We start from the raw sequence: 22,644 nt of genomic DNA, 5'->3' as shown, positions 1-22,644 counted from the left end.
CCGTCGCGCAGACGGTGCGGGCCCCTCTCGTGGCTCGTACGGCTCGCTACTTCGCGCAGTCCGCGCACGTCCCGAAGATCTCCACCGTGTGCGCCACGTTCACATACCCGTGCTCGGCGGCGATCGCCTCGGCCCACTTCTCGACCGCGGGGCCCTCGACCTCCACGGCCTTGCCGCACACCCGGCACACCAGGTGGTGGTGGTGCTCACCGGTCGAGCAGCGGCGGTAGACGGTCTCGCCCTCGCTGGTGCGCAGCGCGTCGACCTCGCCGGCGTCGGCGAGCGACTGGAGCGTGCGGTAGACCGTGGTCAGACCGACGGAGTCGCCCTGGTGCTTGAGCATGTCGTGCAGTTCCTGGGCGCTGCGGAACTCGTCCACGGCGTCCAGCGCAGCCGCCACGGCCGCGCGCTGGCGGGTCGACCTGCCTCGAACCGGGGCTGCCACGGGTTCCTCCTCACGGTGCTCATGTCTGTTGCCGACGGCCATTGTGCCAGGCACGCCCCGGTGGTGGTCAGACGTGAGCGTCAGACCCTGGCGGAGGACTGGGCCGGGACCTGGGCGGCGGACTGCGCCGGAATGGTGCACTCCGCCGGATCGTCGGGCACGAGGGCCGCGGCCCGCGCCCGGCGTCGCGCGAGCGGGGCGGCGAGCAGCGTGAGGGCGATGAAGACCGCGATCGTCAGGAGCACGATCGTCGCTCCGGGCGGCACGTCCTGGTAGTACGAGGTGACGGTGCCGCCGAGCGTCGTGGCGATGCCGATGGCCACCGCGATCACGAACGTCGCCTTGAAGCTGCGGGTCAGCTGCTGGGCCGCGGCCACCGGCACCACCATCAGGGCGGAGACCAGGAGCAGGCCCACGACGCGCATGGCGACGGTGACGGTGACCGCCGCGGTGACGGCCGTCAGCAGGTTCAGGGCGCGCACCGGCAGGCCCGTGACGCGCGCGAACTCCTCGTCCTGGCTGACCGCGAAGAGCTGGCGGCGCAGGCCGACCGTGACGAGGACCACGAAGGCCGCGAGCAGACAGATCGCCGTGACGTCCTCCTCGGAGACCGTCGAGAGCGAGCCGAAGAGATACGACTGGAGATTCGCGTTCGAGCCGCCCGGCGCGAGGTTGATGAACATCACGCCGCCCGCCATGCCCCCGTAGAAGAGCATCGCGAGCGCGATGTCGCCGCGCGTCTTCCCGTACCAGCGGATCAGCTCCATGATCACGGCGCCGACGATGGCGACGGCCGTGGCCATCCACACCGGCGAGGTGGAGAGCAGGAAGCCGAGGCCGACACCGGTCATCGCGACGTGGCCGATGCCGTCGCCCATGAGGGCCTGGCGGCGCTGGACGAGGTAGATCCCGACGGCGGGCGCGGTGATGCCGACGAGCACGGCGGCGAGCAACGCCCGCTGCATGAAGGCGTAGTTGAGGATTTCCATGTCAGCTCAGCAATCCCGTGCGGATCGGTTCGGCGTCGGCCGCTGCGTGCGGGTGGACGTGGTCGTGGCCGGGCAGGGCGTGCTGGCCGACGGCCTTCGGCGGCGGCCCGTCGTGCAGGACGCAGCCGTCGCGCAGGACGACGGCCCGGTCGATCAGCGGCTCCAGCGGGCCGAGTTCGTGCAGCACGAGCAGGACCGTGGCCCCGGCGGCGACCTGCTCGCGCAGGGTCGCGGCGAGGACCTCCTGGCTGGCCAGGTCGACGCCCGCCATCGGCTCGTCCATGATCAGCAGTTCGGGTTCGGCGGCGAGCGCGCGGGCGATCAGGACGCGCTGGTGCTGGCCGCCGGAGAGGGCGTTCACGGAGTCCTTGGCGCGGTCGGCCATGCCGACGAGCTCCAGGGCGCGCGTCACCGCGTCCCGGTCGGCCTTGCGCAGGACGCCGAACCGGGCGCGCGAGAGCCGCCCGGAGGAGACGACCTCGCGCACGGTCGCGGGCACGCCGCCCGCGGCGGTGGTGCGCTGCGGGACGTAGCCGACCCGGGCCCAGTCGCGGAAGCGGCGCCGCGGGGTGCCGAAGATCTCGATCTCGCCGCCGCTGACCGGGACTTGGCCGATGACGCTGCGCACGGCGGTCGACTTGCCCGAGCCGTTGGCCCCGAGCAGCGCGACGACCTCACCGCGGTGCACGGTGAGGTCGATGCCGCGCAGCACGGGGCGCGAGCCGAGCTCCGCCGTCACCTTGCGCAGGGCTATGACGGGTTCCCCCGTGACTGACTCGCCGGATACGGCTGACTCGCCCATGACGGATGCGCCCTCCATGCTGCTGGTGGTGGTCACTTGGTGTTCAGGGCCTTCTGGAGTGCCTTGAGGTTGGACTCCATCACCTGGAAGTAGTCGTCGCCCTTGGACTTGTCGGTGATGCCCTCGATCGGGTCGAGTACATCGGTCTTCAGGCCGGCGTCCTTCGCGAGGGTCTCGGCGGTCTTGCTGCTGACGAGGGTCTCGTAGAAGACGGTGCTGACCCCGTCCTCCTTCGCCATCGTCTGGAGCTGCTTGACGCGGTTGGCGCTGGGCTCGCTCTCCGGGTCCAGGCCGTTGATGGCCTCCTCGGTGAGGCCGTAGCGCTCGGCGAGGTAGCCGAAGGCGGCGTGGGTGGTGATGAAGACCTTCGAGTTGGTCTTGCCGAGCCCGTCCTTGAACTGCTTGTCCAGGCCGCCCAGCTTCTTCACCAGCTCCGCGGTGTTCTTCTTGTACGTGGCCGCGTGGTCCGGGTCCGCCTTCTCCATGGCCTTGCCGACGCCCTCGGCGACCTCGGCGTACTTCACCGGGTCGAGCCAGATGTGCGGGTCCTCGCCGCCGTGGTCGTGCCCGTGGTCGTCGTCGCCGTGGTCGTGGCCGTCGTGCCCGCCGACCTCGTTGCCGTGCTTCTCCAGGCCGGTCAGGGATGCGGCGTCGACCTTGGTCTTGATGCCGGACTGGCTGATCGCGTCGTCCACGGCGGGCTGCAGGCCCTTGAGGTAGAGGGCGACGTCGGACTCCTCGAGCTGGGCGCGCTGCTTGGCGCTGACGTCGAGGTCGTGCGGCTCCTGGCCGGGCTCGGTGAGGTTGGTGACGGCGACGTGCTTGCCGCCGATCTGCTCGGCGAGGAAGGCCATCGGGTAGAACGACGCCACTACGTCGAGCTTGCCGTCGCTGTTCTTGCCGGTGCCGGTGCCGCAGGCGGTGAGAGCGGCCAGGCCGAGGACCGTGGCGGAGGCGACGGCGGCGGTGGGTATGAGGCGTCGTACGTTCATGACACTCATTTTCAACAAAAATGGAAACGATTGTCAACAAGGGTGAGGTGACCCTTACAAGCAAGGGGCTTGTGGCCCCTGGTCCGGGAACCGATTTGATCCGGGGGGTACGGCCGCCGGTAACCTGAACCATTCGCTCCCGGAGCGCGTATCCAGCGCGCTCACCGCCGTCGCAATGAAGAGAGCACCGTGGCCGCCGACAAGATCGACACCATCGTCAGCCTGAGCAAGCGCCGTGGCTTCGTTTTCCCCTGCAGTGAGATCTACGGCGGCCAGCGGGCCGCCTGGGACTACGGACCGCTGGGCGTGGAGCTGAAGGAGAACCTCAAGCGCCAGTGGTGGCGCTACATGGTCACCTCGCGCGAGGACGTCGTCGGTATCGACTCGTCGGTGATCCTGGCCACCGAGGTCTGGCAGGCGTCCGGGCACGTCGCCACCTTCACCGACCCGCTCACCGAGTGCACCTCCTGCCACAAGCGCTTCCGCGCGGACCACCTGGAGGAGGCGTACGAGGAGAAGAAGGGCCGCGCCCCCGAGAGCCTCGCCGACATCAACTGCCCCAACTGCGGCACCAAGGGCCAGTTCACGGAGCCCAAGCAGTTCTCGGGCCTCCTCTCCACGCACCTGGGCCCGACGCAGGACAGCGGCTCCGTCGCGTATCTGCGCCCGGAGACCGCGCAGGGCATCTTCACCAACTTCAGCCAGGTCCAGACGACTTCGCGCCGCAAGCCGCCGTTCGGCATCGCCCAGATGGGCAAGAGCTTCCGGAACGAGATCACGCCGGGCAACTTCATCTTCCGCACCCGTGAGTTCGAGCAGATGGAGATGGAGTTCTTCGTCAAGCCGGGCGAGGACGAGAAGTGGCAGGAGTACTGGATGGAGCAGCGCTGGAACTGGTACACCGGCCTGGGCCTGCGCGAGGAGAACATGCGGTGGTTCGAGCACCCGAAGGAGAAGCTCTCCCACTACTCGAAGCGCACCGCCGACATCGAGTACCGCTTCCAGTTCGGCGGCAGCGAGTGGGGTGAGCTGGAGGGCGTCGCGAACCGCACGGACTACGACCTCTCCGCGCACTCCAAGGCGTCCGGCCAGGACCTCTCCTACTTCGACCAGGAGGCGGGCGAGCGCTGGACCCCGTACGTCATCGAGCCCGCCGCCGGTGTCGGCCGCACCATGCTGGCCTTCCTCCTCGACTCCTACATCGAGGACGAGGCGCCCAACGCCAAGGGCAAGCTGGAGAAGCGCACGGTCATGCGCTTCGACCACCGCATCGCCCCGGTGAAGGTCGCGGTCCTGCCGCTGTCCCGGAACCCGGAGCTGTCCCCGAAGGCCAAGGGCCTTGCGACGGCACTCCGCCAGAACTGGAACATCGAGTTCGACGACGCGGGCGCCATCGGCCGCCGCTACCGCCGCCAGGACGAGATCGGCACGCCGTACTGCGTGACGGTCGACTTCGACACCCTGGACGACAACGCGGTCACGGTCCGCGAGCGCGACTCGATGAAGCAGGAGCGCGTCTCCCTCGACCAGATCGAGGGCTACCTGGCCCAGCGCCTGGTGGGCTGCTGACGTCGCCTGACGCCGCTGGGCGCGGCTGACGCCCAGGCGTTCGCTGTGTGAAGCGTGTAAGAAGCCCCCGGTTTCCCATGGGGAACCGGGGGCTTCTGCTGCACACTGGGCGCCATGCCTTCGATGACCACGAGCAAGGTCAGCAGATGGGACCAGCACGGGCGCGAACACGTCGTCCACGTGCAAAAGGCGGGTGCGCGGCGGCAGTTGACGTGCGACACCTGCGGCTGGCGCAAGTCCGCGCAGTTCCTGCCGTGGCTCAAGGCGGAGGAACATCTGGCGGAGGAGCACCAGGCGACGGTGGATCCGTCGAAGGGGACGCCCTAGGACCCGCCTGGCGGGCCAGGTCCCGTCGCCAGGTCCCGTCGGGCGGGCGCTAGGGGCGCAGGCCCCGTATCAGCAGGTCCACCACGGCCGTGAACGCCTCGTCGATGCCCGGCTCGGACCACTGCGGGGCGTAGCCCGGGTCGTGGAAGCGCGAGGTCGCGTCGAAGATCGCGCGGGCCGTCGTCGCGGGGTCGTCGGACGAGGCGAACTCGCCCTGGGCCGCGCCCTGTCGGATGATCTCGGTGAGCTGCCCGGCGAGGTCGGCGATGTGCCGGTCCACCGTCTCGCTGCACTCCCCGACCAGCACGGAGTACGTGGCGAACAGCTCCGGGTCGTCGCCCGCCTTGTGCTTCTTGGCGTCGAACAGGCCCGTGAGCCAGTGCCGGAGCTTGGCCGCCGGGGGCTCGTCGGCGGCGACGACGCCGGACAGCGCCTTCGCGGTGCGGTCCAGCCAGCGCCAGGTCACGGCCTCCCGCAGCGCCGCCTTCGTACGGAAGTGGCGGTACACCGCGGCATGGCTGACGCCGAGCGCGCGGGCCACGTCGACCACGGTGGCCTTGGCGGCTCCGTGGCGGCGCAGCACCTCCTCCGTGGTGGCGAGGATGCGCTCGGCGGTCAGGGTCTCGGTAGCCATACCGACGAACCTACCTGGCGGGTGGGTCAGTGCTTCTCGCTGTCCAGGTGCGCCATCTGCGCCTGCGGGTAGCGGTCGCCCGCCGCGGCGCCCGCGGGCACGGCCTGCTCGATCGCGGCCAGGTCCGCCTCGTCGAGCGTCACATCGAGGGCGCCGAGGGCCTCGTCGAGCCGCTCGCGGGTGCGGGCGCCGACGAGCGGGACGATCGCCGCGTCCCGGCGGGGGCCCTGCGCGAGGACCCAGGCGATCGCGGTCTGCGCGACGCTCACGCCCTTCTGCTCGGCGATCTTGCGCAGCTGCTCGACCAGGTCGAGGTTGTGCTGGAGGTTCTCGCCCTGGAAGCGCGGGCTCATGCCGCGGAAGTCGTTCGCGGCGAGCTTGCGGTCGCGGGTGAAGTGGCCGGAGATCAGGCCGCGGGAGAGCACCCCGTACGCCGTCACGCCGATGCCCAACTCGCTGACGGCGGGCAGGATTTCGTCCTCGATCCCGCGCGAGATGAGCGAGTACTCGATCTGCAGGTCCGAGATGGGGGCGGTGGCGGCGGCCCGCCGGATCGTGTCGGCGCCGACCTCCGAGAGCCCGATGTGCCGGACGTGGCCCTTCTCGACGAGCTCGGCGATGGCGCCGACGGTCTCCTCGACCGGGACGTCCGGGTCGACGCGGGCGATGCGGTAGACGTCGATGTGGTCGACGCCGAGGCGCTGCAGCGAGTACGCGGCGAAGTTCTTCACCGCGGCCGGGCGTCCGTCGTAGCCGGACCAGCCGCCGTCCGGGTCGCGCAGGGCGCCGAACTTGACGCTGGTGAGCGCCTGTTCGCGGCGGGCGGCGGGGGCGGTGCGCAGGGCCTCGCCGATCAGCATCTCGTTGTGGCCCATGGCGTAGAAGTCGCCGGTGTCGAGGAGCGTGACGCCCGCTTCGAGGGCGGCGTGGACGGTCGCGATGGACTCGGCGCGGTCGGCGTCGCCGTACAGCGCGGACATGCCCATGCAGCCGAGGCCGAGGGCGGAGGACTGGGGGCCGGTGGTTCCGAGGGGGAGCGTTCGCATGGTTGCCATGGCTCCACCATGCACCCATCGGTGACAGATTTCAAATTTTGTTATCTGTAACCTCGGGTCGTACGGGCTCCGCCTCCTCCTCCGCCCACAGCGCCTCCGCCGTCCCCCGCGCCCACCGTCCGCTCGTGACCAGGCCCAGGACGAGGACGGCGGCGCCGCAGCCCGCGAGGATCCACCAGGCGGGACGGCTCGCCGCCGCGCTCTGCGGCCCGTACGACCCCGACACCACCCCGGACGCCAGGACCGAGCCGCTCACCGCGACGCCCAGGCCGAACCCGACCTGGCGGCTGGTGGAGGCCACGGCCGCCGCCACACCGGCCCGGGCGCGGGGCATCCCGGAGACCGCCGTGTTGGTGATCGGGGTGTTCACGAAGCCCATGCCGATGCCGAACAGGATGTACGCGGCCAGGCGCGTGCCGGTCTCCCGCTCCGCCCCGAACGCGGCGAACAGGACACACGCCGAGGTCAGCATGACCCCGCTGATCAGCAGCGGAACGCGAGGTCCCCGCCCCCCGACGAGACGCCCCGACAGCGGCGCGCACACCACCTGGACCGCCGCCATCGACGCCACCCACAGCCCTGTGTGCAGCGCGTCCAGGCCCCGCACGCTCTGGAGGTAGAGCGTCGTCAGGAACAGGAAGCCGCCGAGCCCGGCAAAGGCGCAGATCGCGATGAGCGTCGCCCCGCTGAACGGCGCCGAGCGGAAGAAGCGCAGCTCGATGAGGGGCTCGGGGCGGCGGCGTTCGTAGACGAGCAGGGCGAGGAGGCTGAGCACCGCGCAGCCGATGAGGGCGCGGATCAGCGGGGACGCCGGCCCGGCCGAGGGCGCCTCGATGATCGCGTACGTGACGGAGCCGAGCAGCGCCGTCACGAGGAGCTGGCCCACCGGGTCGGGGCGGCGCGGCTTCGGGGCACGGGACTCGGGGACGTACCGCGCGGTCAGGAGCAGTGCCGCCGCGCACACCGGCAGGTTGACCCAGAAGATCGAGCGCCAGCCGACGGCCTCCACGAGCAGCCCGCCGGCCAGCGGACCCGCCGCCATCGAGATCCCGACGACGCCACCCCAGACGCCGATGGCGCGGGCCCGCTCCCGCGGTGCCCTGAAGGTGTTGGTGATGATCGACATGGCGACCGGGTTCAGCATCGAGCCACCGATGGCCTGCACCGCCCGAAACGGCACCAGGGCCTGCAAGGTCGGGGCCAGGGAGCAGAGCAGCGAGCCCAGCATGAAGAGCGCGAGCCCCGCCTGGAACACCCGGCGGCGCCCCGCGCGGTCGGCCGTCGAGCCCGCGAGGATCAGCAGCGACGCGAGGACCACGGTGTAGGCGTCGACGGCCCACTGCATGCCCGAGATGCTGGTGTCGAACTCCCGCGCCATGGAAGGCAGCGCGACGTTCAGGGCGGTGGCGTCGAGGGTGGCGATGAACAGGCTCATGCAGCAGATCGCCAGGACGAGGAACCGCCGCCGCGGCGTGAGCTCGGTCTCGGGCATGGGTTCGACGGTAACCGCAGAACCGGTCGCCCGACCCGGTTACTGCAAGGTGCGCGGAAGACGCAGACTCAGCCCCACGAGGGCGAGCAGGCAGGCCAGTTGGACCCCGAGCGCCACCGGCAGCGCATGCCGCATCCCCAGGTGCGGGACGAGTGCCAGGAAGACCGAGCCGAGCGTCGCGACGCCGACGGCCAGGCAGGACTGCTGCACGGTCGCGGCGAGCCCGCTGCCCGCCCCCGCCCGCGCGGCCGGCACGGCGGCGAGCACGATGCGGTAGTAGAGGGCGAGTTGGACCCCCTGGCCGAGCCCGCACAGCAGCAGCCCCGGCGCGAAGGCGAGCGGCCCGAGCCCGTCCCACGGCGTCCACAGCACCGTCAGACCGAGCACCACGAGCCCCGCCCCGTGCACCACGGCGGCCGCCCCCATCACGCGCGGCCCCCAGCGGCGCACCAGCCGTGGCACCAGCATCGACGCCGGAGCCTGCGTGAGCCCCATCGGGATCACCGTCAGCCCCGCCTCCAACGCCCCGTACCGCAGCCCCTGTTGGAGGAGGATCGCGAACTCGAACATGAACCCGCTGAAGCCGATGAAGATCGGCAGCCCGAGCGCGAGCCCCTGCCGCACCCCGGGCTCCCGCAGCAGCGACGGCGGCAGCAGCGGACTGCCCCCGGTGCGCTCGGCCCGCCGCTCCACGGCCCCGAACGCGACGGCGAGCAGCGGCGCCGCGGCCAGCAGCAGCACCGACCACAGCGGCCAGCCCGCCGCGCGCCCCTCCGTCAGGGGCAGCAGCAGCGCGAGCAGCGCCGCCGCGAACAGGACGGTCCCGGTGGCGTCCCCGCGCGCCGGCTGCCCGGCCCGGCTGTCCGGCACCGTACGGGCGCCGACCACCAGGGCCACCGCCGCGATGGGCACATTGACCAGGAACGCCGCGCGCCAGCCGGTGCCGCCCAGGTCCGCGGCGACCAGGGCACCGCCGAGCACCTGCCCGAGCAGCCCCGCGAGGCCGCCCACGGCCCCGTACCGGGCGACGGCCTTCGCGCGCCGCTCGCCCCGCGTCGTCGCGTGGATGGTGGCGAGCACCTGCGGCAGCATCAGCGCGGCGGCGGCGCCCTGGGCGACCCGCGCCGCCACCAGCCACCACGCCCCGGGCGCGAGCCCACAGGCCAGCGAGGTCAGCCCGAAGGCGGCCACGCCCCACAGGAAGAGCCTGCGCCGCCCGAAGGCGTCCCCGAGCCGCCCACCGAGAACGAGCAGCACCGCGTACGCCACCGCGTAGCCCGCGACGACCATCTCCAGGGTCGCGGCCGAGGCGTGCAGATCGCTCTCGATGCTCGGCAGGGCGACGTTGACGATGAAGAAGTCGATGCTGGAGAGGGCCGCGCCGAGCAGGATCGTGAGCAGGCCGAGGGGCCGCAGGGCAGGAGGGGAGGGGGAGTCGAGGGAGGGAGCCGAGGTGCCGGAGGTCCGGGTCGCGAGAGTCACGGATACGACGATGATCCGCCGCCCAGAGGGGTACCAGAGTCTCCTTATCCTGGTAGTAAGCGAACCTGGTAACCGGCTGGAGTATGAGGCAGCCTGCAGAGGTGACCATTACCCCTACCGTCCCCGACGTCCCGGGCGCGCCCGTGCCCGGCGAGGGCGCCGCCATCCGCCGCCAGGAACTCGCCGCGTTCCTCCGCAGCCGCCGCGAGCGCGTCACGCCCGAACAGGCCGGCCTGCCCCGCGGCCCGCGCCGCCGCACCCCGGGCCTGCGCCGCGAGGAGGTCGCCCAGCTCTCGGCGGTGGGCGTCACCTGGTACACATGGCTGGAACAGGCCCGGCCGATCAAGGTCTCGGCGCAGGTCCTGGACGCGATCTGCCGGGCGCTGCTCATGGACGGCATGGAGCGCGCCCACCTCTTCACGCTCGCCGGGGTCATCGACCCGCGCCCCGAGGCGGAGTGCGCGGCGATCTCCGCGACGGCCCGCCGCCTGATGCACAACATCGCCCCCTACCCCGCCACCCTCCAGAACGCCCGCTACGACGTCCTCGCCCACAATCGCCCCTTCGCCCAGGTCTTCGGCGACCCCTTGGACCTGGCCCCGCACGAGCGCAACTGTCTCTGGCTGCTCACCATGAGCCCCCGCTGGCGGGAGACGTTCCTCGACCACGACGAGATGCTGCGCGACCTGATCGCCAAGTACCGCGCGTCCATGGCCGAGCACGGCGCCGAGCCGCTGTGGAAGGAGCGCCTGGACGGCCTGCTCGCGGCCTCCGCCGAGTTCCGCGAACTGTGGGAGCGGCACGAGGTCCGCACGATGTCGGCCCACGTCAAGCGCTACCGGCACCCCGAGGTCGGCCTGCTGCGCCTGGAACACCGCAACCTCTGGCTGGCCGCACAGCCGCAGGCGCACCGCCTGGTGGCGTACGTACCGGCGGACGACGAGACGGAGGCCCGGCTGCGACGCCTTTCGGAGCTCCCCGAGAGGTGAGAGACAATGGAGGCTTGCGGCCCGTCCGCATCGTGATCCGTCCCGTGTCCCTCATCCCGTCGTACGTCGTCCCGGAGAACCCCTGATGTCCGCTCTGACCATCGGCCCCCACCAGGTGCAGCCGCCCGTCGTGCTCGCCCCCATGGCGGGGATCACGAACGCGCCCTTCCGCACCCTGTGCAGGGAGTTCTCGGGCGGCAAGGGCCTCTTCGTGAGCGAGATGATCACGACGCGCGCCCTGGTGGAGCGCAACGAGAAGACGATGCAGCTGATCCACTTCGACGCGACGGAGAAGCCGCGCTCGATCCAGCTGTACGGGGTGGACCCGGCGACCGTCGGCAAGGCCGTCCGCATGATCGCGGAGGAGGACCTGGCCGACCACATCGACCTGAACTTCGGCTGCCCGGTCCCGAAGGTCACGCGCAAGGGCGGCGGATCAGCACTCCCGTACAAGCGCCATCTGCTCCGCGCGATCCTGAGGGAAGCGGTCAGCGGCGCCGGGGACCTCCCGGTCACGATGAAGATGCGCAAGGGCATCGACGACGACCACATCACGTATCTGGACGCGGGCCGCATCGCGGTCGAGGAGGGCGTCACGGCGATCGCCCTGCACGGGCGCACGGCGGTGCAGCATTACGGGGGCACGGCGGACTGGGACGCGATCGCGCGCCTCAAGGAGCACGTGCCGGAGATCCCGGTGCTCGGCAACGGCGACATCTGGTGCGCGGACGACGCGCTCCGGATGATGCGGTCGACGGGCTGCGACGGGGTCGTGGTGGGCCGCGGCTGCCTGGGCCGCCCCTGGCTCTTCGGCGACCTGGTGGCGGCCTTCGAGGGCACGGGCGCACCCAAGTCCCCGTCCCTGCGCGAGGTTTCCCGCGTCATGCTGCGCCACGCGACGCTGCTCGGCGAGTGGATCGGCGACGAGTCGCGGGGCGTGATCGACTTCCGTAAGCACGTGGCCTGGTACCTGAAGGGCTTCGCGGTGGGCTCGGAAATGCGCAAGCGCCTCGCGATCACGTCGTCCCTCGCCGAACTGGAGGACGGCCTCGGCGAGTTGGACCTCGACCAGCCCTGGCCGACGGGCGCGGACGGTCCGCGCGGGCGCACGTCCGGCAACAACAGGGTGGTCCTGCCGGACGGCTGGCTGAAGGACCCGTACGACTGCGCCGGGGTCGGCGCGGAAGCGGAACTGGACACGTCGGGCGGCTGACGGTTCTTCCTTCCCCGACCCCGCCCATAGGGATAGCCCGTCCGGCGCTTGAGGACGAGCCCTTAAGGCGATACAGGGTGCCCAAGGGCCGCGGAGCGGCGGATTCGGGAAGGGGCGGGATCGGGGAAAGGAACCGCCGGAGGCACGCGCACCCGTCCCCGCACCCGTCTCCGCACCCGCACTCCCGACCCCCTACCCCGCCCCCACAGCCGTCAGCAGAGCCAGCGGCGCCGCCGCAGACCGCGCATCCCGCGCACACCCATACGCATACGGCACCGGCACCGGATAGACGGACCGCTCATACCCCGCCAGCACCTCCGGCAGCCGCCCCCCGTCCGCCGCGGCAGCCGCCACCAGGCCCTCCGCCACGGCCCGCGCCTCGTCATGCAGCCCGTACCGCGCGAGCCCCAACGCGATCAGCGCGTTGTCATGCGGCCACACCGACCCCCGGTGATACGACAGCGGGTGATACGCCCCCTGCCCGGACGCCACCGTCCGCACCCCCCACCCCGAGAAGAAGTCCGGCTCGAGGAGGCGCCGCCCCACCGTCTCCCCGTACTCCTTGTCAAGGAGACCCGACCACAGCAGATGCCCCGCGTCGGACGCCAGCGCATCGACCTGCCGCCCCTCCCCGTCGAGCGCGAGCGCCGGGAACGCGCGGTCCGCCATCCAGAAGTCCCGCTGGAAGCGGTTGCGCAGATCCGCCGCCGCCTGGGCGAGGAGGTCCGCGTACACCTTGTCGTCCCACACCGTCCGCGCCAGCCACGCCGTCCGGCACAGCGCGTCGTACGCGTACCCCTGCGCGCCCGCCGCCATCACCGGCCCGCTCGCGCTGCTGCCGTCGGCGCCGCAGATCGCGCCGGGGGAGTCCTTCCAGTTCTGGTTGGCGAGGCCGCCCTCGTCCGCCCGGTACACCAGGTACCCGCGCGACGTCAGCCCGCCGTGGTCCAGCATCCAGCCGACGGCCGCCCGCGCGTGCCCCTCCAGGCGGCGGGCCTGCGCCACCTCTCCGGTCCGCTCCGTGTACGCGCCGAGCAGCACCAGGAACAGCGGCGTCGCGTCCACCGAGCCGTAGTAGCGGCCGAAGGGGACCTGTCCGAAGTGCGCGAGCTCGCCGTGCCGCACCTCGTGCACGATCTTGCCGGGCTGGGCGACCGGGCGGTCCGTGGACTCCGTCGCCTGCGTCGCCGCGAGCGCGGGCAGCGTAGAGGCCGCCAGGCGCGGCAGATAGGGCAACGCGAACAGAGAAGTCAGCAGCGCATCTCGCCCCAGCAGCGTCAAGAACCACGGCACCCCGGCCGCCGGCACCCGCAGCTCCTCGCCGTCCGGGCCCCGCGCCGGCACCTGGAGCGCCGCCAGGTCCGCGAGGCCGCGCGTGCACGCCGCCGCCAGCTCCGGCCAGCCCTGGGGGAGCGGCACGGCCTCGGTGAACTCGGCTTCCGCCGCGCTGAGTTGGAGCGCGGCGGTCGCGGGGGAGGCGGGCGCCTCGGCCGGTGCGGGCGCCCCGTGCGGATGCGCCGCGACACGCAGTGCCACGTCCGCGGAGGCGTGCGCCTCCAGGTCGAGGGTCCAGACGAGACGCCGCGCGCCCGTCCCGGTCTCCTCGACGGCCTCGGGCGCGGGGTCCGCCGACACCGTCGTACGGGAGGTCCAGCCGCCCCTGCGGTACGCGAACTCGATTCCCTGGATGGGCCCTTCGGCCTTCTCGTCCCCGTCCCGCAGCACGCGCCGTGAGCGCACCGCGCCCGTCTTCGTGTACGTACGGTGGTCCGCGCGCAGCTCGAACTGGTCCGTGAAGTCGGCGTCGACGGTCAGCGCGAGCCGCAGCCGCGTGGGCACCGGGCGGTTGCTGGTGACGCGCAGGAGCTCCACGAACGCCCCGTCGACGACGGCCTGTTCGCGGAAGAGCGTGTACGCGGGCGGCTCCTGGCGGCCGCCGCGCGGCACCAGCACGCAGCGCACGGAGTCCGTCGCCCCGGCGTCCGGCCCGTCGGGGGTGAGCGTCTCGGGGACCGCGCCGTCGACGGTGAGCTGCCAGCGGCTGAGGTGCCGGGCGTCCCGCACGAACAGGCCGTCCAGGGCGGCGGCGGTGCCCCGCACCCCGCTGATGTCACCGCCCGCGCCGATCGCCGCGAACGTGGTGCCCCGCACCAGGAGTTGGGGGCGCTCAGTCATCGTTGACTCCTTCCCCGAGAAGCAGATCGAGTGTCAGCGCGGCGCTCCAGCTGAAGCCGCGCGCGCCCCGGCCCCGGCCCGTGTACGGGTCGACGTACTCCGCGAAGCCCGACTCGCCCGCGACGGCGAGCAGTTCGGCGCGCAGCCGGTCGGCGAGCGAGGTCTCGCCGTGGGTCCGCAGCCCCCGCTCCAGCAGCCAGTTGGTGTTGATCCAGGCCGGTCCGCGCCAGTAGCGGTGCGGGTCGTAGGCGTCCCCCGTCAGGTCGTAACTGGGCGCGAGCCGCACGCCGGAGCCGGGCCCGAGCCCGAAGTGCGGCCCGCACGCCGTGCGCACCAGGGCGCGGGCGAGCTCGCCGGGCAGCCCGGGCAGGACCAGCGGCAGCAGCCCGCCGACGGCCCGTACGGGCAACAGCCGGCCACCGGGCGTCAGTTGAGTCGGCTCCGTCGGAGCCGACTCACTCGACAAGTGAGTCGGCCCCTTCAAGTCGCGGCAGAGGAACATCCCCTCCGCCGGGTCCCAGAGCCGCTCCACCAGCACCCGCGTCAGCCGCTCCCCGCGCGCGCGGCGCAACGCGGCGTCCTCGCGGTACTCCGGGCCGAGTTCGAGGGAGATGCGCGCGAGGGCCTGCTCGGAGGCGATCAGCAGTGCGTTGAAGGCCGGGTCCTCGACGGCGAAGTCCCCGAACCCGCCGTCGACGCCCGTGTGCTGATCGGCGTACTGCCGGTCCCGATAGTCCATCGCAAGGCGCACGTACCGCCCGTAGTCCAGGTCCGTCGGCCGGTCCTGCGCCGCCCCGTGGTCCAGGTCCGCCCGCCGGAACGTCCCTGCTGACGCGGGCCGTACCCGGCTCAACGGGCCGTCCCAGCAAGGGCTGTTGTCCATGCCCTGCTCCCACGGGTGCACCACGGCAGCCAGGCCCGCGCCGCCCGCGTCCCGGTGGTGCAGCAGGTAGTGGTGCCAGGCGGCCAGGCGGCGGTGGATCCGGGGCAGGAACGAGCGGGCCCGGGACAGGCCGGGGTCGGCGCGGTGGACGAGGAGCGCGGCGAGGGCGTGCACCGGGGGCTGGACGATGCCGGAGGTCTGTACGGCACGGGGTGCCCCGGCCCTGCTGCCCGCCGTCGTGGAGCGCCAGAAGTCGGGGCTCGGGAAGTAGGCGTCGAGCGGCACGTCCGGGTTGAAGACGATGTGCGGCACCCGGCCGTCGCCCCACTGCGCGCCGAGCAGCGTCTCCAGCTCCAACTGGGCGCGCAGCGGCGAGAGATGGCGCAGACCGATCGCGATGAAGGCGGAGTCCCAGGACCACTGGTGCGGGTAGAGGTCGCGGGAGGGAACCGTCGACGTCCCCGTCCAGTTCCCGTGCAGAACCCGCGCGGCGCGGACGCGCAGCACCCGGTGCGCGGGGCGGGGCGGGGAGAGGGACAGCTCGGCGGACGGTCCGGCGGGCGGGCCTGAGCCGAGGCGGGCGGGGTTCAACTGCGCTGTGGTCGTGCGGTCCACACGGTCTCCCGGGACACCGGTCACCACGGGCCTGCGAGAACCGTGGCGCGACCCCTCACGGGGGCCTTCAAGTTTGGCTCTGTCAACCATAGAGTTACGTCTACTTAACACGCAAAACCTAATATGTAACGGTGAGTTGACGAGCGCAAGGGGGGCCGGGATGGCCGGGAGCCACGCACCGCAGCGCGCGCCTCAGTCGCATCAGGCGCGCGGCCAGGCGAGCGCCGGAGACCTGCTGCACCTGGTCCGCAGCGGCCGGGCCACCACGCGCGGCGCCCTGCAGGAGGCCACCGGACTCTCCCGGGCCACCGTCGGCCAGCGCCTCGACCGGCTCTTCCGCGCGGGCTGGCTGCGCGAGGGCGCGAGCTCGGCCGCCGAGCGGACCGGCTCCCCGCTCGGCGGCCGTCCCTCGGTCCGCCTGGAGTTCGACGACGCGCACGCGGTGGTCCTCGCCGCCGACCTCGACACCCGGCACGCCCGCGTCGCCCTCCTCACTCTCACCGGCGACCTGCTGGCCGAGCACTCGGGCCCGCTCCACATAGCGGACGGACCCGAGTCCTGCCTGGCCGAACTCGGCTCCTGGTTCGCCGAGTTGCTCGCGTCGAGCGGCCGCCCGGCCGCCACGGTCTGCGGCATCGGCCTCGCCGTGCCGGGCCCGGTGGACCGGGAGACGGGCCGCGTCGTGCAGCCGCCGATCATGCCGGGCTGGGACGGCTACGACATAAGAGGCCGGCTGCGCCGCGCCTTCGCCGAGAGCGCGGGCGGCCCGGACACCACCCCGGTCCTCGTCGACAACGACGCGAACCTGATGGCGTACGGGGAACAGCGCACCGGCTTCCCGGACTGCTCGGCCTTCGCCCTGGTCAAGGTCTCCACCGGCATCGGCGCGGGCGTGGTCGTCGGCGGCCAGGTCTACCGGGGCATCGACGGCGGCGCGGGCGACATCGGCCACATCCGGGTCCCGCAGGGCGCGGACGAGCTGTGCACCTGCGGCTCGTACGGCTGTCTCGCGGCGGTGGCGAGCGGCCGCGCGGTGGCCCGCCGCCTCACCGCCGCCGGGGTGCCCGCGGCCTCGGGATCAGATGTGCGGGAGCTGCTCGCGGCGGGGCACCCCGAGGCGGTCGGTCTCGCGCGGGAGGCGGGGCGTCAGGTGGGCGAGGTCCTCGCGACGGTCGTGACGCTGCTCAACCCCGGCGTTCTCATGATCGCCGGAGATCTGGCCGGAACACCCTTCCTCACCGGCGTCCGCGAACTCCTCTACCAGCGGGCCCTGCCCCGCTCCACCGCCCACCTGGACGTGGTCACGTCCCGGCTCGGCGAGCGGGCGGGCCTGACCGGGGCGGGAGCGATGGTGGTGGAGCACCTGTACGCGCCCGCGCGAGCGGAGGAGCGGCTCGCGGCGCTCGGCTTCTGATGCCTCGAGCGCTCTGCTCCTGACGTCTCAAGCGGTGTCCGCATGCCGGTCGAGAGAGCCCTCAAACGGCGTGATTCTCGCCACCCCTGATAGGGGTTGCGCTCAGATGAGCGAGTAAAGGCACGACTGCAGACCTCTAAGACATGGCACTGAGTGCCATCGCTCGATCATTTACAGCTTGAACTCAGATGTCCTAACGGTGCGCTCATGTGAGCGATAATCGGGCTCTACGGGGGTTGAGCCTTCGAGAAGTGAACGCGGCGATGAAGGTCGCATTACTCGCTGGTTACTTTCGATCTCCTGGCGGACGAGTGGTTACGGCCGCATGACGCCCAAGTCGACGTACCCAGAAGCCTTGGATCTGGGTATGTTCCTCGCCGTCAGGGCAGCCACCGAGTCCTCGAGGAGTCGAGACCCGTGTCGGAAAACAAAGAGCTGAAGTTCGTTTACGACTTCACCGAGGGCAACAAGGACCTCAAGGACCTGCTCGGCGGAAAGGGTGCGAACCTCGCCGAGATGACCAACCTGGGTCTCCCCGTGCCTCCGGGCTTCACCATCACCACCGAGGCGTGCAAGACGTACCTCGACAGCGGTGAGGAGCCCGCGGCACTCCGTGACGAGGTGAGCGCGCATCTCGACGCCCTCGAGCAGAAGATGGGGAAGAAGCTCGGCCAGGCCGACAACCCCCTTCTGGTGTCGGTCCGTTCGGGCGCCAAGTTCTCCATGCCCGGCATGATGGACACGGTTCTGAACATCGGGCTCTCCGACAAGTCCGTGAAGGGCCTCGCGGACCAGGCGGGCGACGAGCGCTTCGCCTGGGACTCGTACCGCCGTCTCATCCAGATGTTCGGCAAGACCGTCCTCGACGTCGACGGCGAGCTCTTCGAGGACGCGCTGGAGAAGGCCAAGGAGGCGAAGAAGGTCTCGGTCGACACCGACCTGGAGGCCGCCGACCTCAAGAAGCTCGTCACGAAGTTCAAGAAGATCGTCAAGACGGAGGCCGGGCGGGACTTCCCGCAGGACCCGCGCGAGCAGATGGACCTCGCCATCAAGGCGGTCTTCCACTCGTGGAACGGCGACCGCGCCAAGCTCTACCGCCGCCAGGAGCGCATCCCGCACGACCTCGGCACCGCGGTCAACGTCTGCTCGATGGTCTTCGGCAACCTCGGCCCCGACTCCGGCACCGGCGTCGCCTTCACCCGCGACCCCGCCTCCGGCCACCAGGGCGTCTACGGCGACTACCTGCAGAACGCGCAGGGCGAGGACGTGGTGGCGGGCATCCGCAACACCGTCCCGCTCGCCGAGCTGGAGCAGATCGACAAGAAGTCGTACGACCAGCTCATGCAGATCATGGAGACCTTGGAGACCCACTACAAGGACCTCTGCGACATCGAATTCACCATCGAGCGCGGCCAGTTGTGGATGCTGCAGACGCGCGTCGGCAAGCGCACCGCCGGTGCCGCCTTCCGCATCGCGACCCAGCTCGTGGACCAGGGCCTCATCGACGAGGCGGAGGCGCTGCGCCGGGTGAACGGCGCGCAGCTCGCGCAGCTGATGTTCCCGCGCTTCGACGAGGACGCGAAGGTCGAGCAGATCGGCCGTGGCATCGCGGCGTCCCCGGGCGCGGCCGTGGGCAAGGCGGTCTTCGACTCGTACACGGCCATCAAGTGGTCGCGCAGCGGCGAGAAGGTCATCCTGATCCGCCGCGAGACCAACCCCGACGACCTCGACGGCATGATCGCGGCGGAAGGCATCCTCACCTCCCGCGGCGGCAAGACCTCGCACGCCGCCGTCGTCGCACGCGGCATGGGCAAGACGTGCGTGTGCGGCGCCGAGGACCTCGAGGTCGACACCAAGCGCCGCCGGCTGACGGTGGGCGGCCTGGTCATCGAGGAGGGCGACGTCGTCTCCATCGACGGCTCGACGGGCAAGGTCTACAAGGGCGAAGTCCCGGTGGTCCCCTCCCCGGTGGTCGAGTACTTCGAGGGCCGGATGCACGCGGGCGCCGACGACGCCGACGAGCTGGTCGCCGCCGTGCACCGGATCATGGCGTACGCGGACCGAGTACGCCGCCTGCGCGTACGCGCCAACGCCGACAACGCCGAGGACGCCCTGCGCGCCCGCCGCTTCGGCGCCCAGGGCATCGGCCTGTGCCGCACCGAGCACATGTTCCTCGGCGAGCGCCGCGAGATGGTGGAGCGCCTGATCCTCGCGGACGCGGAGGACGAGCGCGAGGACGCCCTGAAGGAACTCCTGCCCCTCCAGAAGCAGGACTTCGTGGAACTCTTCGAGGCGATGGACGGCCTCCCGGTCACGGTCCGCCTCCTCGACCCCCCGCTGCACGAGTTCCTCCCCGACATCACGGAACTCTCGGTTCGCGTCGCACTCGCCGAGTCCCGCAAGGACGCCAACGAGAACGACCTGCGCCTGCTCCAGGCGGTGCACCGCCTGCACGAGCAGAACCCGATGCTGGGGCTGCGGGGCGTGCGGTTGGGATTGGTCATCCCGGGTCTCTTCACCATGCAGGTGCGCGCCATCGCCGAGGCCGCGGCTGAACGCAAGAACGCCAAGGGCGACCCGCGCGCGGAGATCATGATTCCGCTCGTCGGCACGGTCCAGGAGCTGGAGATCGTCCGCGAGGAGGCCGAGCAGGTCATCGCGGAGGTCGTCGCGACGACGGGCGTGGACCTGAAGCTCGCCCTCGGCACGATGATCGAACTCCCGCGCGCGGCCCTGACGGCCGACCAGATCGCGGAGGCCGCGGAGTTCTTCTCCTTCGGCACGAACGACCTGACGCAGACGGTCTGGGGCTTCTCGCGGGACGACGTGGAGGCTTCGTTCTTCACGGCGTACCTGGAGAAGGGCATCTTCGGCGTCTCCCCGTTCGAGACGATCGACAAGGACGGCGTCGGCAAGCTGGTCCGCGACGCGGTCACGGCCGGCCGGGCCACCCGCCCCGACCTGAAGCTCGGCGTCTGCGGCGAGCACGGCGGCGACCCCGAGTCCGTCCACTTCTTCCACGAGGTGGGCCTGGACTACGTCTCCTGCTCCCCGTTCCGCATTCCGGTGGCCCGCCTTGAGGCGGGGCGGGCGGCGGCGCAGGGGAGCGGCTCGGACAGCCGCTGACGCCATGGACGGCCGCTGATCGCGGCCACAGACTCCGGAGTGCCACGAACCTCCGGAACCCCCGGGACCGGCGTCGTGTCACCCGACCCTCAGAACCGATGCGACGCCGGTCCCGGCACACGACGAAGGGGCAGCTCCTTGTGCGGAGGAGCTGCCTCTTCGTCGTTTCCGCTCCAGGTGGCGCACGCTCAACACCTCGCCTGCTCTCCGCACAGGGGTCGGGGTCGGGAGGTTCGGGACGTTCTGTTGTCCGGCCCTCCCGCTGTTCTGTGGATCGTTCTGTGGATCCCCAACATCCGGGCGAGGCGTCGCAGTCCGCGATGGGCGGCGCTGCGTACGGCGCCGGGGCGTTTGCCGAGGGCGCGGGCGGCGGCGGGTCCGTCGAGGCCGACGACGACGCGGAGGAGGACGGCCTCGCGCTGGTCTTTGGGGAGTTCGCCGATGAGGGCGAGCGTCCGGCGGGTCGCGAGGGATTCGAGGGCTTCGCTCTCCGTGTCCCGGGCCGGGTCTCGTGCCGCGTGCAGTTCCAGGGTGTCCTCGTCGAGCACGGCGGGACGTGGTCGGCTCCGTATCCGCCGCAGGTGATCGAGGGCGCGGTTGCGGGCCACGGTGGCGGTCCAGGCCCGGAAGCCGGCTCCGTCGCCGTGGAAGTGAGTCAGGTCGCGCACGATGTGCAGCCAGGCTTCGGAGGTGACGTCCTCCGCTTCGTCGCCGCCGACGAGTCCGCGGACGTAAGAGAGCAGCCCGGGGTGCACCAGCCGGTAGACGGCGGTGAACGCTTCCTCGTCACCCTCCTTGGCCCGTGCGACGGCACGCGCCAACTCCCCGCGGTCTGTTGTGTTGTCTGTGTCTCTGCCCGTGCTCCGCTTCACGCGTCCGCCTCAGACGGCCTCCACGCTCCGGCGGGCTCTCCCCGGGAGAGTGAGGTAGAAGGTCTGCAGCGACTCCTCGCCCTCGTCCGCGCCTCTCTCAAAGAGGTTCACGACCTTGCCGAGGGGGTTCCACACCCGCCCGTCGGGCATCCGCACCCCTACGGGCTGCCCGAAGTACGCGCACTGTTCGCCGTCGAAGTCGACCCATACGGCACCGGCCCGGCGTACGAGAACTTCACCGACGTACGCGCCGAGCCCGCTCAGAGCGGGGTCGACGTCTTGCCGATTCTTGCCGCCTTTGCGCAGCCCCTCCACGACGAAGTCGACGACGCGCAGGCTCTGCACGGAGTAGTCGAGGGGGAGTCGATTGCGCGAAGTCACCTCCGCGACAAACCCCTTGGTGTACTGCCGCATCGACGCGGCCCTGAACTCGTCCGTCACTCCGGCTCTCAGCTCAGGTCTGCCGTCCCCGTTCATGTTGTTCCCCACCCCTGACTCTTGCTGCTTCTTCCGCCCGCGTGATGTCGGCGCGCGGACGTGAACGATAAACGGAGCGCCCCATGCGCCCCACACTCAACAGGCGGAATCCCCAGCTCAGCTGTTGCGGGTCCCGCGTATGTCCCTTGTCACGCATTCAATTTCGGCCGCCTGCACAACCTTTGGTGTCTGTTGTGTGTCAGCGCGTTCGGCCGGACTCTCGGGTACGGCACTCGGCCCAGGGCCGGGCGCGAGCCACAGGCCGTGTGTGTGCGGCACAGGCAGGGCTTCTCGGCCCCAGTCCACCCAGTAGACGGGGGCGAAGAATGCCCACCAGGGGCGCCCGACGGCGACGACGGTGCCCACGTTCTCCCCTTCGGTGTAATGGCCGACTCTGTCTCCCACGAGCAGCTGTGACATGCCGAACAATCAACCCCTCTCTTTCGAAGGCTTCTTGAGTATTTCCGTCCCATCGGAAAGGAGCGGGGGAGTTGTACGCGGGAATTCGAAGCTGCGTCAACAGGGTTCCAATGACGGACATTTGCCCTTGATGGCGAAAGGTCTAGATGTCTGATTCTGTCTCTTCGAGGGGGCTCCAGGTGGGGGACGCCGGAGCCCTTCAAACACAAGGCAGCGCCACGGGGACCTTGCGCCGAGCATGGCGAGCAGCTCGAAGAAGGCGCCGTGGGCCGGGCCTCGCTGCGGTCCGAAGACACAGGAGGCACAGCAAAGGCCGTGGGAGACAGCTAGGCTCGCCCGTATGGCCGACTTCCTTCAGGTATCCACGGCAACGGAGACACGCGAGCAAGCCGTAGAGCTGGCCCGGTCCGTGGTGACCGGGCGCCTTGCGGCCGGGGCGCAGATCGTCGGACCTGTGTGCTCCGCCTTCTGGCATGAGGGCGAGTTCGGCACTGGCGAGGAGTGGCAACTCCTCTTCAAGAGCCGGGCCGATGGCTACGCCGCACTAGAGGCGCACCTTCTGGAACACCACCCGTGGAAGAACCCTGAGGTAGCGGCCGTTCCCATTGTGGCCGGGTCGGATGCCTATCTTCGTTGGGTGGCCGCGACCGCCCAACCACTGCCCGGCGAGTAG

General features: G+C 71.1%; 19 protein-coding genes. 7 read left to right on the top strand and 12 right to left on the bottom strand.

Annotation, left to right across the window (positions count from 1 at the left end; translation table 11 throughout):
* Positions 1-46: 46 nt before the first annotated feature.
* From ACFWYM_RS07280 to ACFWYM_RS07265, 4 genes are read right to left on the bottom strand one after another with little or no spacing between them, the layout of a single operon-like run.
* Positions 47-487 (bottom strand): Fur family transcriptional regulator, encoded by a 441-nt coding sequence (locus ACFWYM_RS07280; protein ID WP_384831507.1) that lies wholly within the window; start codon positions 485-487, stop codon positions 47-49.
* Between the two features lie 38 nt (positions 488-525).
* Positions 526-1,434 (bottom strand): metal ABC transporter permease, encoded by a 909-nt coding sequence (locus tag ACFWYM_RS07275; protein WP_384831292.1) that lies wholly within the window; start codon positions 1,432-1,434, stop codon positions 526-528.
* Between the two features lies 1 nt (position 1,435).
* Positions 1,436-2,236: a metal ABC transporter ATP-binding protein gene (locus ACFWYM_RS07270; RefSeq protein WP_384831504.1), complete on the bottom strand. Its 801-nt coding sequence runs from the start codon at positions 2,234-2,236 to the stop codon at positions 1,436-1,438.
* Positions 2,237-2,268: 32 nt separating this feature from the next.
* The gene (locus ACFWYM_RS07265; RefSeq protein ID WP_384831289.1) at positions 2,269-3,228 is read right to left on the bottom strand and encodes a metal ABC transporter substrate-binding protein; all 960 of its coding nucleotides are present in this window, start codon (positions 3,226-3,228) and stop codon (positions 2,269-2,271) included.
* A 189-nt stretch (positions 3,229-3,417) separates the two neighbouring features.
* Here ACFWYM_RS07265 and ACFWYM_RS07260 point away from each other — a divergent pair, with 189 nt between their 5' ends.
* Together ACFWYM_RS07260 and ACFWYM_RS07255 are read left to right on the top strand one after the other, a co-directional pair.
* Positions 3,418-4,797 (top strand): glycine--tRNA ligase, encoded by a 1,380-nt coding sequence (locus ACFWYM_RS07260; protein ID WP_384831286.1) that lies wholly within the window; start codon positions 3,418-3,420, stop codon positions 4,795-4,797.
* Between the two features lie 114 nt (positions 4,798-4,911).
* Entirely contained in the window at positions 4,912-5,124 is a 213-nt protein-coding gene (locus tag ACFWYM_RS07255) for a hypothetical protein (RefSeq protein WP_384831283.1), read from the top strand.
* 49 nt (positions 5,125-5,173) lie between these two features.
* Here ACFWYM_RS07255 and ACFWYM_RS07250 read toward each other — a convergent pair whose 3' ends face one another.
* From ACFWYM_RS07250 to ACFWYM_RS07235, 4 genes are read right to left on the bottom strand one after another with little or no spacing between them, the layout of a single operon-like run.
* A complete protein-coding gene (locus ACFWYM_RS07250; RefSeq protein ID WP_384831280.1) occupies positions 5,174-5,758 on the bottom strand; it encodes a TetR family transcriptional regulator in 585 nt (194 codons plus the stop codon).
* Positions 5,759-5,784: 26 nt separating this feature from the next.
* Positions 5,785-6,804 carry an aldo/keto reductase gene (locus tag ACFWYM_RS07245; RefSeq protein ID WP_384831501.1) on the bottom strand — a complete coding sequence of 340 codons (1,020 nt, stop codon included), beginning with the start codon at positions 6,802-6,804 and terminating at the stop codon, positions 5,785-5,787.
* Between the two features lie 40 nt (positions 6,805-6,844).
* The gene (locus ACFWYM_RS07240) at positions 6,845-8,305 is read right to left on the bottom strand and encodes an MFS transporter (protein ID WP_384831277.1); all 1,461 of its coding nucleotides are present in this window, start codon (positions 8,303-8,305) and stop codon (positions 6,845-6,847) included.
* 39 nt (positions 8,306-8,344) lie between these two features.
* On the bottom strand, positions 8,345-9,787 hold the full coding sequence (locus ACFWYM_RS07235) for an MFS transporter (RefSeq protein WP_384831274.1): 1,443 nt from the start codon (positions 9,785-9,787) through the stop codon (positions 8,345-8,347).
* 101 nt (positions 9,788-9,888) lie between these two features.
* Here ACFWYM_RS07235 and ACFWYM_RS07230 point away from each other — a divergent pair, with 101 nt between their 5' ends.
* Together ACFWYM_RS07230 and dusB are read left to right on the top strand one after the other, a co-directional pair.
* Entirely contained in the window at positions 9,889-10,776 is an 888-nt protein-coding gene (locus tag ACFWYM_RS07230; RefSeq protein ID WP_384831271.1) for a helix-turn-helix transcriptional regulator, read from the top strand.
* A gap of 85 nt (positions 10,777-10,861) precedes the next feature.
* Positions 10,862-11,989: a tRNA dihydrouridine synthase DusB gene (dusB, locus tag ACFWYM_RS07225; protein ID WP_384831268.1), complete on the top strand. Its 1,128-nt coding sequence runs from the start codon at positions 10,862-10,864 to the stop codon at positions 11,987-11,989.
* 192 nt (positions 11,990-12,181) lie between these two features.
* On the opposite strand, the gene ACFWYM_RS07220 is transcribed toward dusB, so the two are convergent.
* Together ACFWYM_RS07220 and ACFWYM_RS07215 are read right to left on the bottom strand one after the other, a co-directional pair.
* The gene (locus ACFWYM_RS07220) at positions 12,182-14,164 is read right to left on the bottom strand and encodes a glycogen debranching N-terminal domain-containing protein (RefSeq protein WP_384831265.1); all 1,983 of its coding nucleotides are present in this window, start codon (positions 14,162-14,164) and stop codon (positions 12,182-12,184) included.
* Complete coding sequence (locus ACFWYM_RS07215) at positions 14,157-15,662, bottom strand: hypothetical protein (RefSeq protein ID WP_384831263.1); 1,506 nt, start codon at positions 15,660-15,662, stop codon at positions 14,157-14,159. The genes ACFWYM_RS07220 and ACFWYM_RS07215 overlap by 8 nt, the downstream gene beginning before the upstream one ends.
* 160 nt (positions 15,663-15,822) lie before the next feature.
* On the opposite strand from ACFWYM_RS07215, the gene ACFWYM_RS07210 reads away from it, so the two are divergent.
* Positions 15,823-17,076 (top strand): ROK family protein, encoded by a 1,254-nt coding sequence (locus tag ACFWYM_RS07210; RefSeq protein WP_384831260.1) that lies wholly within the window; start codon positions 15,823-15,825, stop codon positions 17,074-17,076.
* Positions 17,077-17,493: 417 nt separating this feature from the next.
* Positions 17,494-20,202: a pyruvate, phosphate dikinase gene (gene ppdK / locus ACFWYM_RS07205; RefSeq protein ID WP_384831257.1), complete on the top strand. Its 2,709-nt coding sequence runs from the start codon at positions 17,494-17,496 to the stop codon at positions 20,200-20,202.
* A 188-nt stretch (positions 20,203-20,390) separates the two neighbouring features.
* Here the strand turns inward: ppdK and ACFWYM_RS07200 are convergent, their stop codons facing one another.
* Both ACFWYM_RS07200 and ACFWYM_RS07195 read right to left on the bottom strand, forming a co-directional pair.
* Positions 20,391-21,074, bottom strand: a complete 684-nt coding sequence (locus tag ACFWYM_RS07200; protein ID WP_384831254.1) for an RNA polymerase sigma factor — start codon at positions 21,072-21,074, stop codon at positions 20,391-20,393.
* Between the two features lie 9 nt (positions 21,075-21,083).
* Positions 21,084-21,488: a hypothetical protein gene (locus tag ACFWYM_RS07195; protein ID WP_384831498.1), complete on the bottom strand. Its 405-nt coding sequence runs from the start codon at positions 21,486-21,488 to the stop codon at positions 21,084-21,086.
* 823 nt (positions 21,489-22,311) lie between these two features.
* On the opposite strand from ACFWYM_RS07195, the gene cutA reads away from it, so the two are divergent.
* Positions 22,312-22,644: a divalent-cation tolerance protein CutA gene (gene cutA, locus ACFWYM_RS07190; protein WP_384831252.1), complete on the top strand. Its 333-nt coding sequence runs from the start codon at positions 22,312-22,314 to the stop codon at positions 22,642-22,644.

The organism is Streptomyces sp. NPDC059009 (assembly GCF_042740175.1).
Classification (GTDB): Bacteria; Actinomycetota; Actinomycetes; order Streptomycetales; family Streptomycetaceae; genus Streptomyces.
The sequence above is the reverse complement of the archived record's forward strand: the minus strand, read 5'-3'. Positions and strand labels throughout refer to the sequence as shown.

What these genes read in the sequence shown, in the direction of transcription:
- cutA (WP_384831252.1), top strand. Translation starts at nt 22,312, where the DNA reads ATGGCCGACTTCCTTCAGGTATCCACGGCAACGGAGACACGCGAGCAA.
- ACFWYM_RS07245 (WP_384831501.1), bottom strand. Translation starts at nt 6,804, where the DNA reads ATGCGAACGCTCCCCCTCGGAACCACCGGCCCCCAGTCCTCCGCCCTC.
- ACFWYM_RS07195 (WP_384831498.1), bottom strand. Translation starts at nt 21,488, where the DNA reads ATGCGGCAGTACACCAAGGGGTTTGTCGCGGAGGTGACTTCGCGCAAT.
- ACFWYM_RS07210 (WP_384831260.1), top strand. Translation starts at nt 15,823, where the DNA reads ATGGCCGGGAGCCACGCACCGCAGCGCGCGCCTCAGTCGCATCAGGCG.
- ACFWYM_RS07220 (WP_384831265.1), bottom strand. Translation starts at nt 14,164, where the DNA reads ATGACTGAGCGCCCCCAACTCCTGGTGCGGGGCACCACGTTCGCGGCG.
- ACFWYM_RS07240 (WP_384831277.1), bottom strand. Translation starts at nt 8,305, where the DNA reads ATGCCCGAGACCGAGCTCACGCCGCGGCGGCGGTTCCTCGTCCTGGCG.
- ACFWYM_RS07270 (WP_384831504.1), bottom strand. Translation starts at nt 2,236, where the DNA reads ATGGGCGAGTCAGCCGTATCCGGCGAGTCAGTCACGGGGGAACCCGTC.
- ACFWYM_RS07265 (WP_384831289.1), bottom strand. Translation starts at nt 3,228, where the DNA reads ATGAACGTACGACGCCTCATACCCACCGCCGCCGTCGCCTCCGCCACG.
- dusB (WP_384831268.1), top strand. Translation starts at nt 10,862, where the DNA reads ATGTCCGCTCTGACCATCGGCCCCCACCAGGTGCAGCCGCCCGTCGTG.
- ACFWYM_RS07275 (WP_384831292.1), bottom strand. Translation starts at nt 1,434, where the DNA reads ATGGAAATCCTCAACTACGCCTTCATGCAGCGGGCGTTGCTCGCCGCC.
- ACFWYM_RS07255 (WP_384831283.1), top strand. Translation starts at nt 4,912, where the DNA reads ATGCCTTCGATGACCACGAGCAAGGTCAGCAGATGGGACCAGCACGGG.
- ACFWYM_RS07280 (WP_384831507.1), bottom strand. Translation starts at nt 487, where the DNA reads ATGGCCGTCGGCAACAGACATGAGCACCGTGAGGAGGAACCCGTGGCA.
- ACFWYM_RS07250 (WP_384831280.1), bottom strand. Translation starts at nt 5,758, where the DNA reads ATGGCTACCGAGACCCTGACCGCCGAGCGCATCCTCGCCACCACGGAG.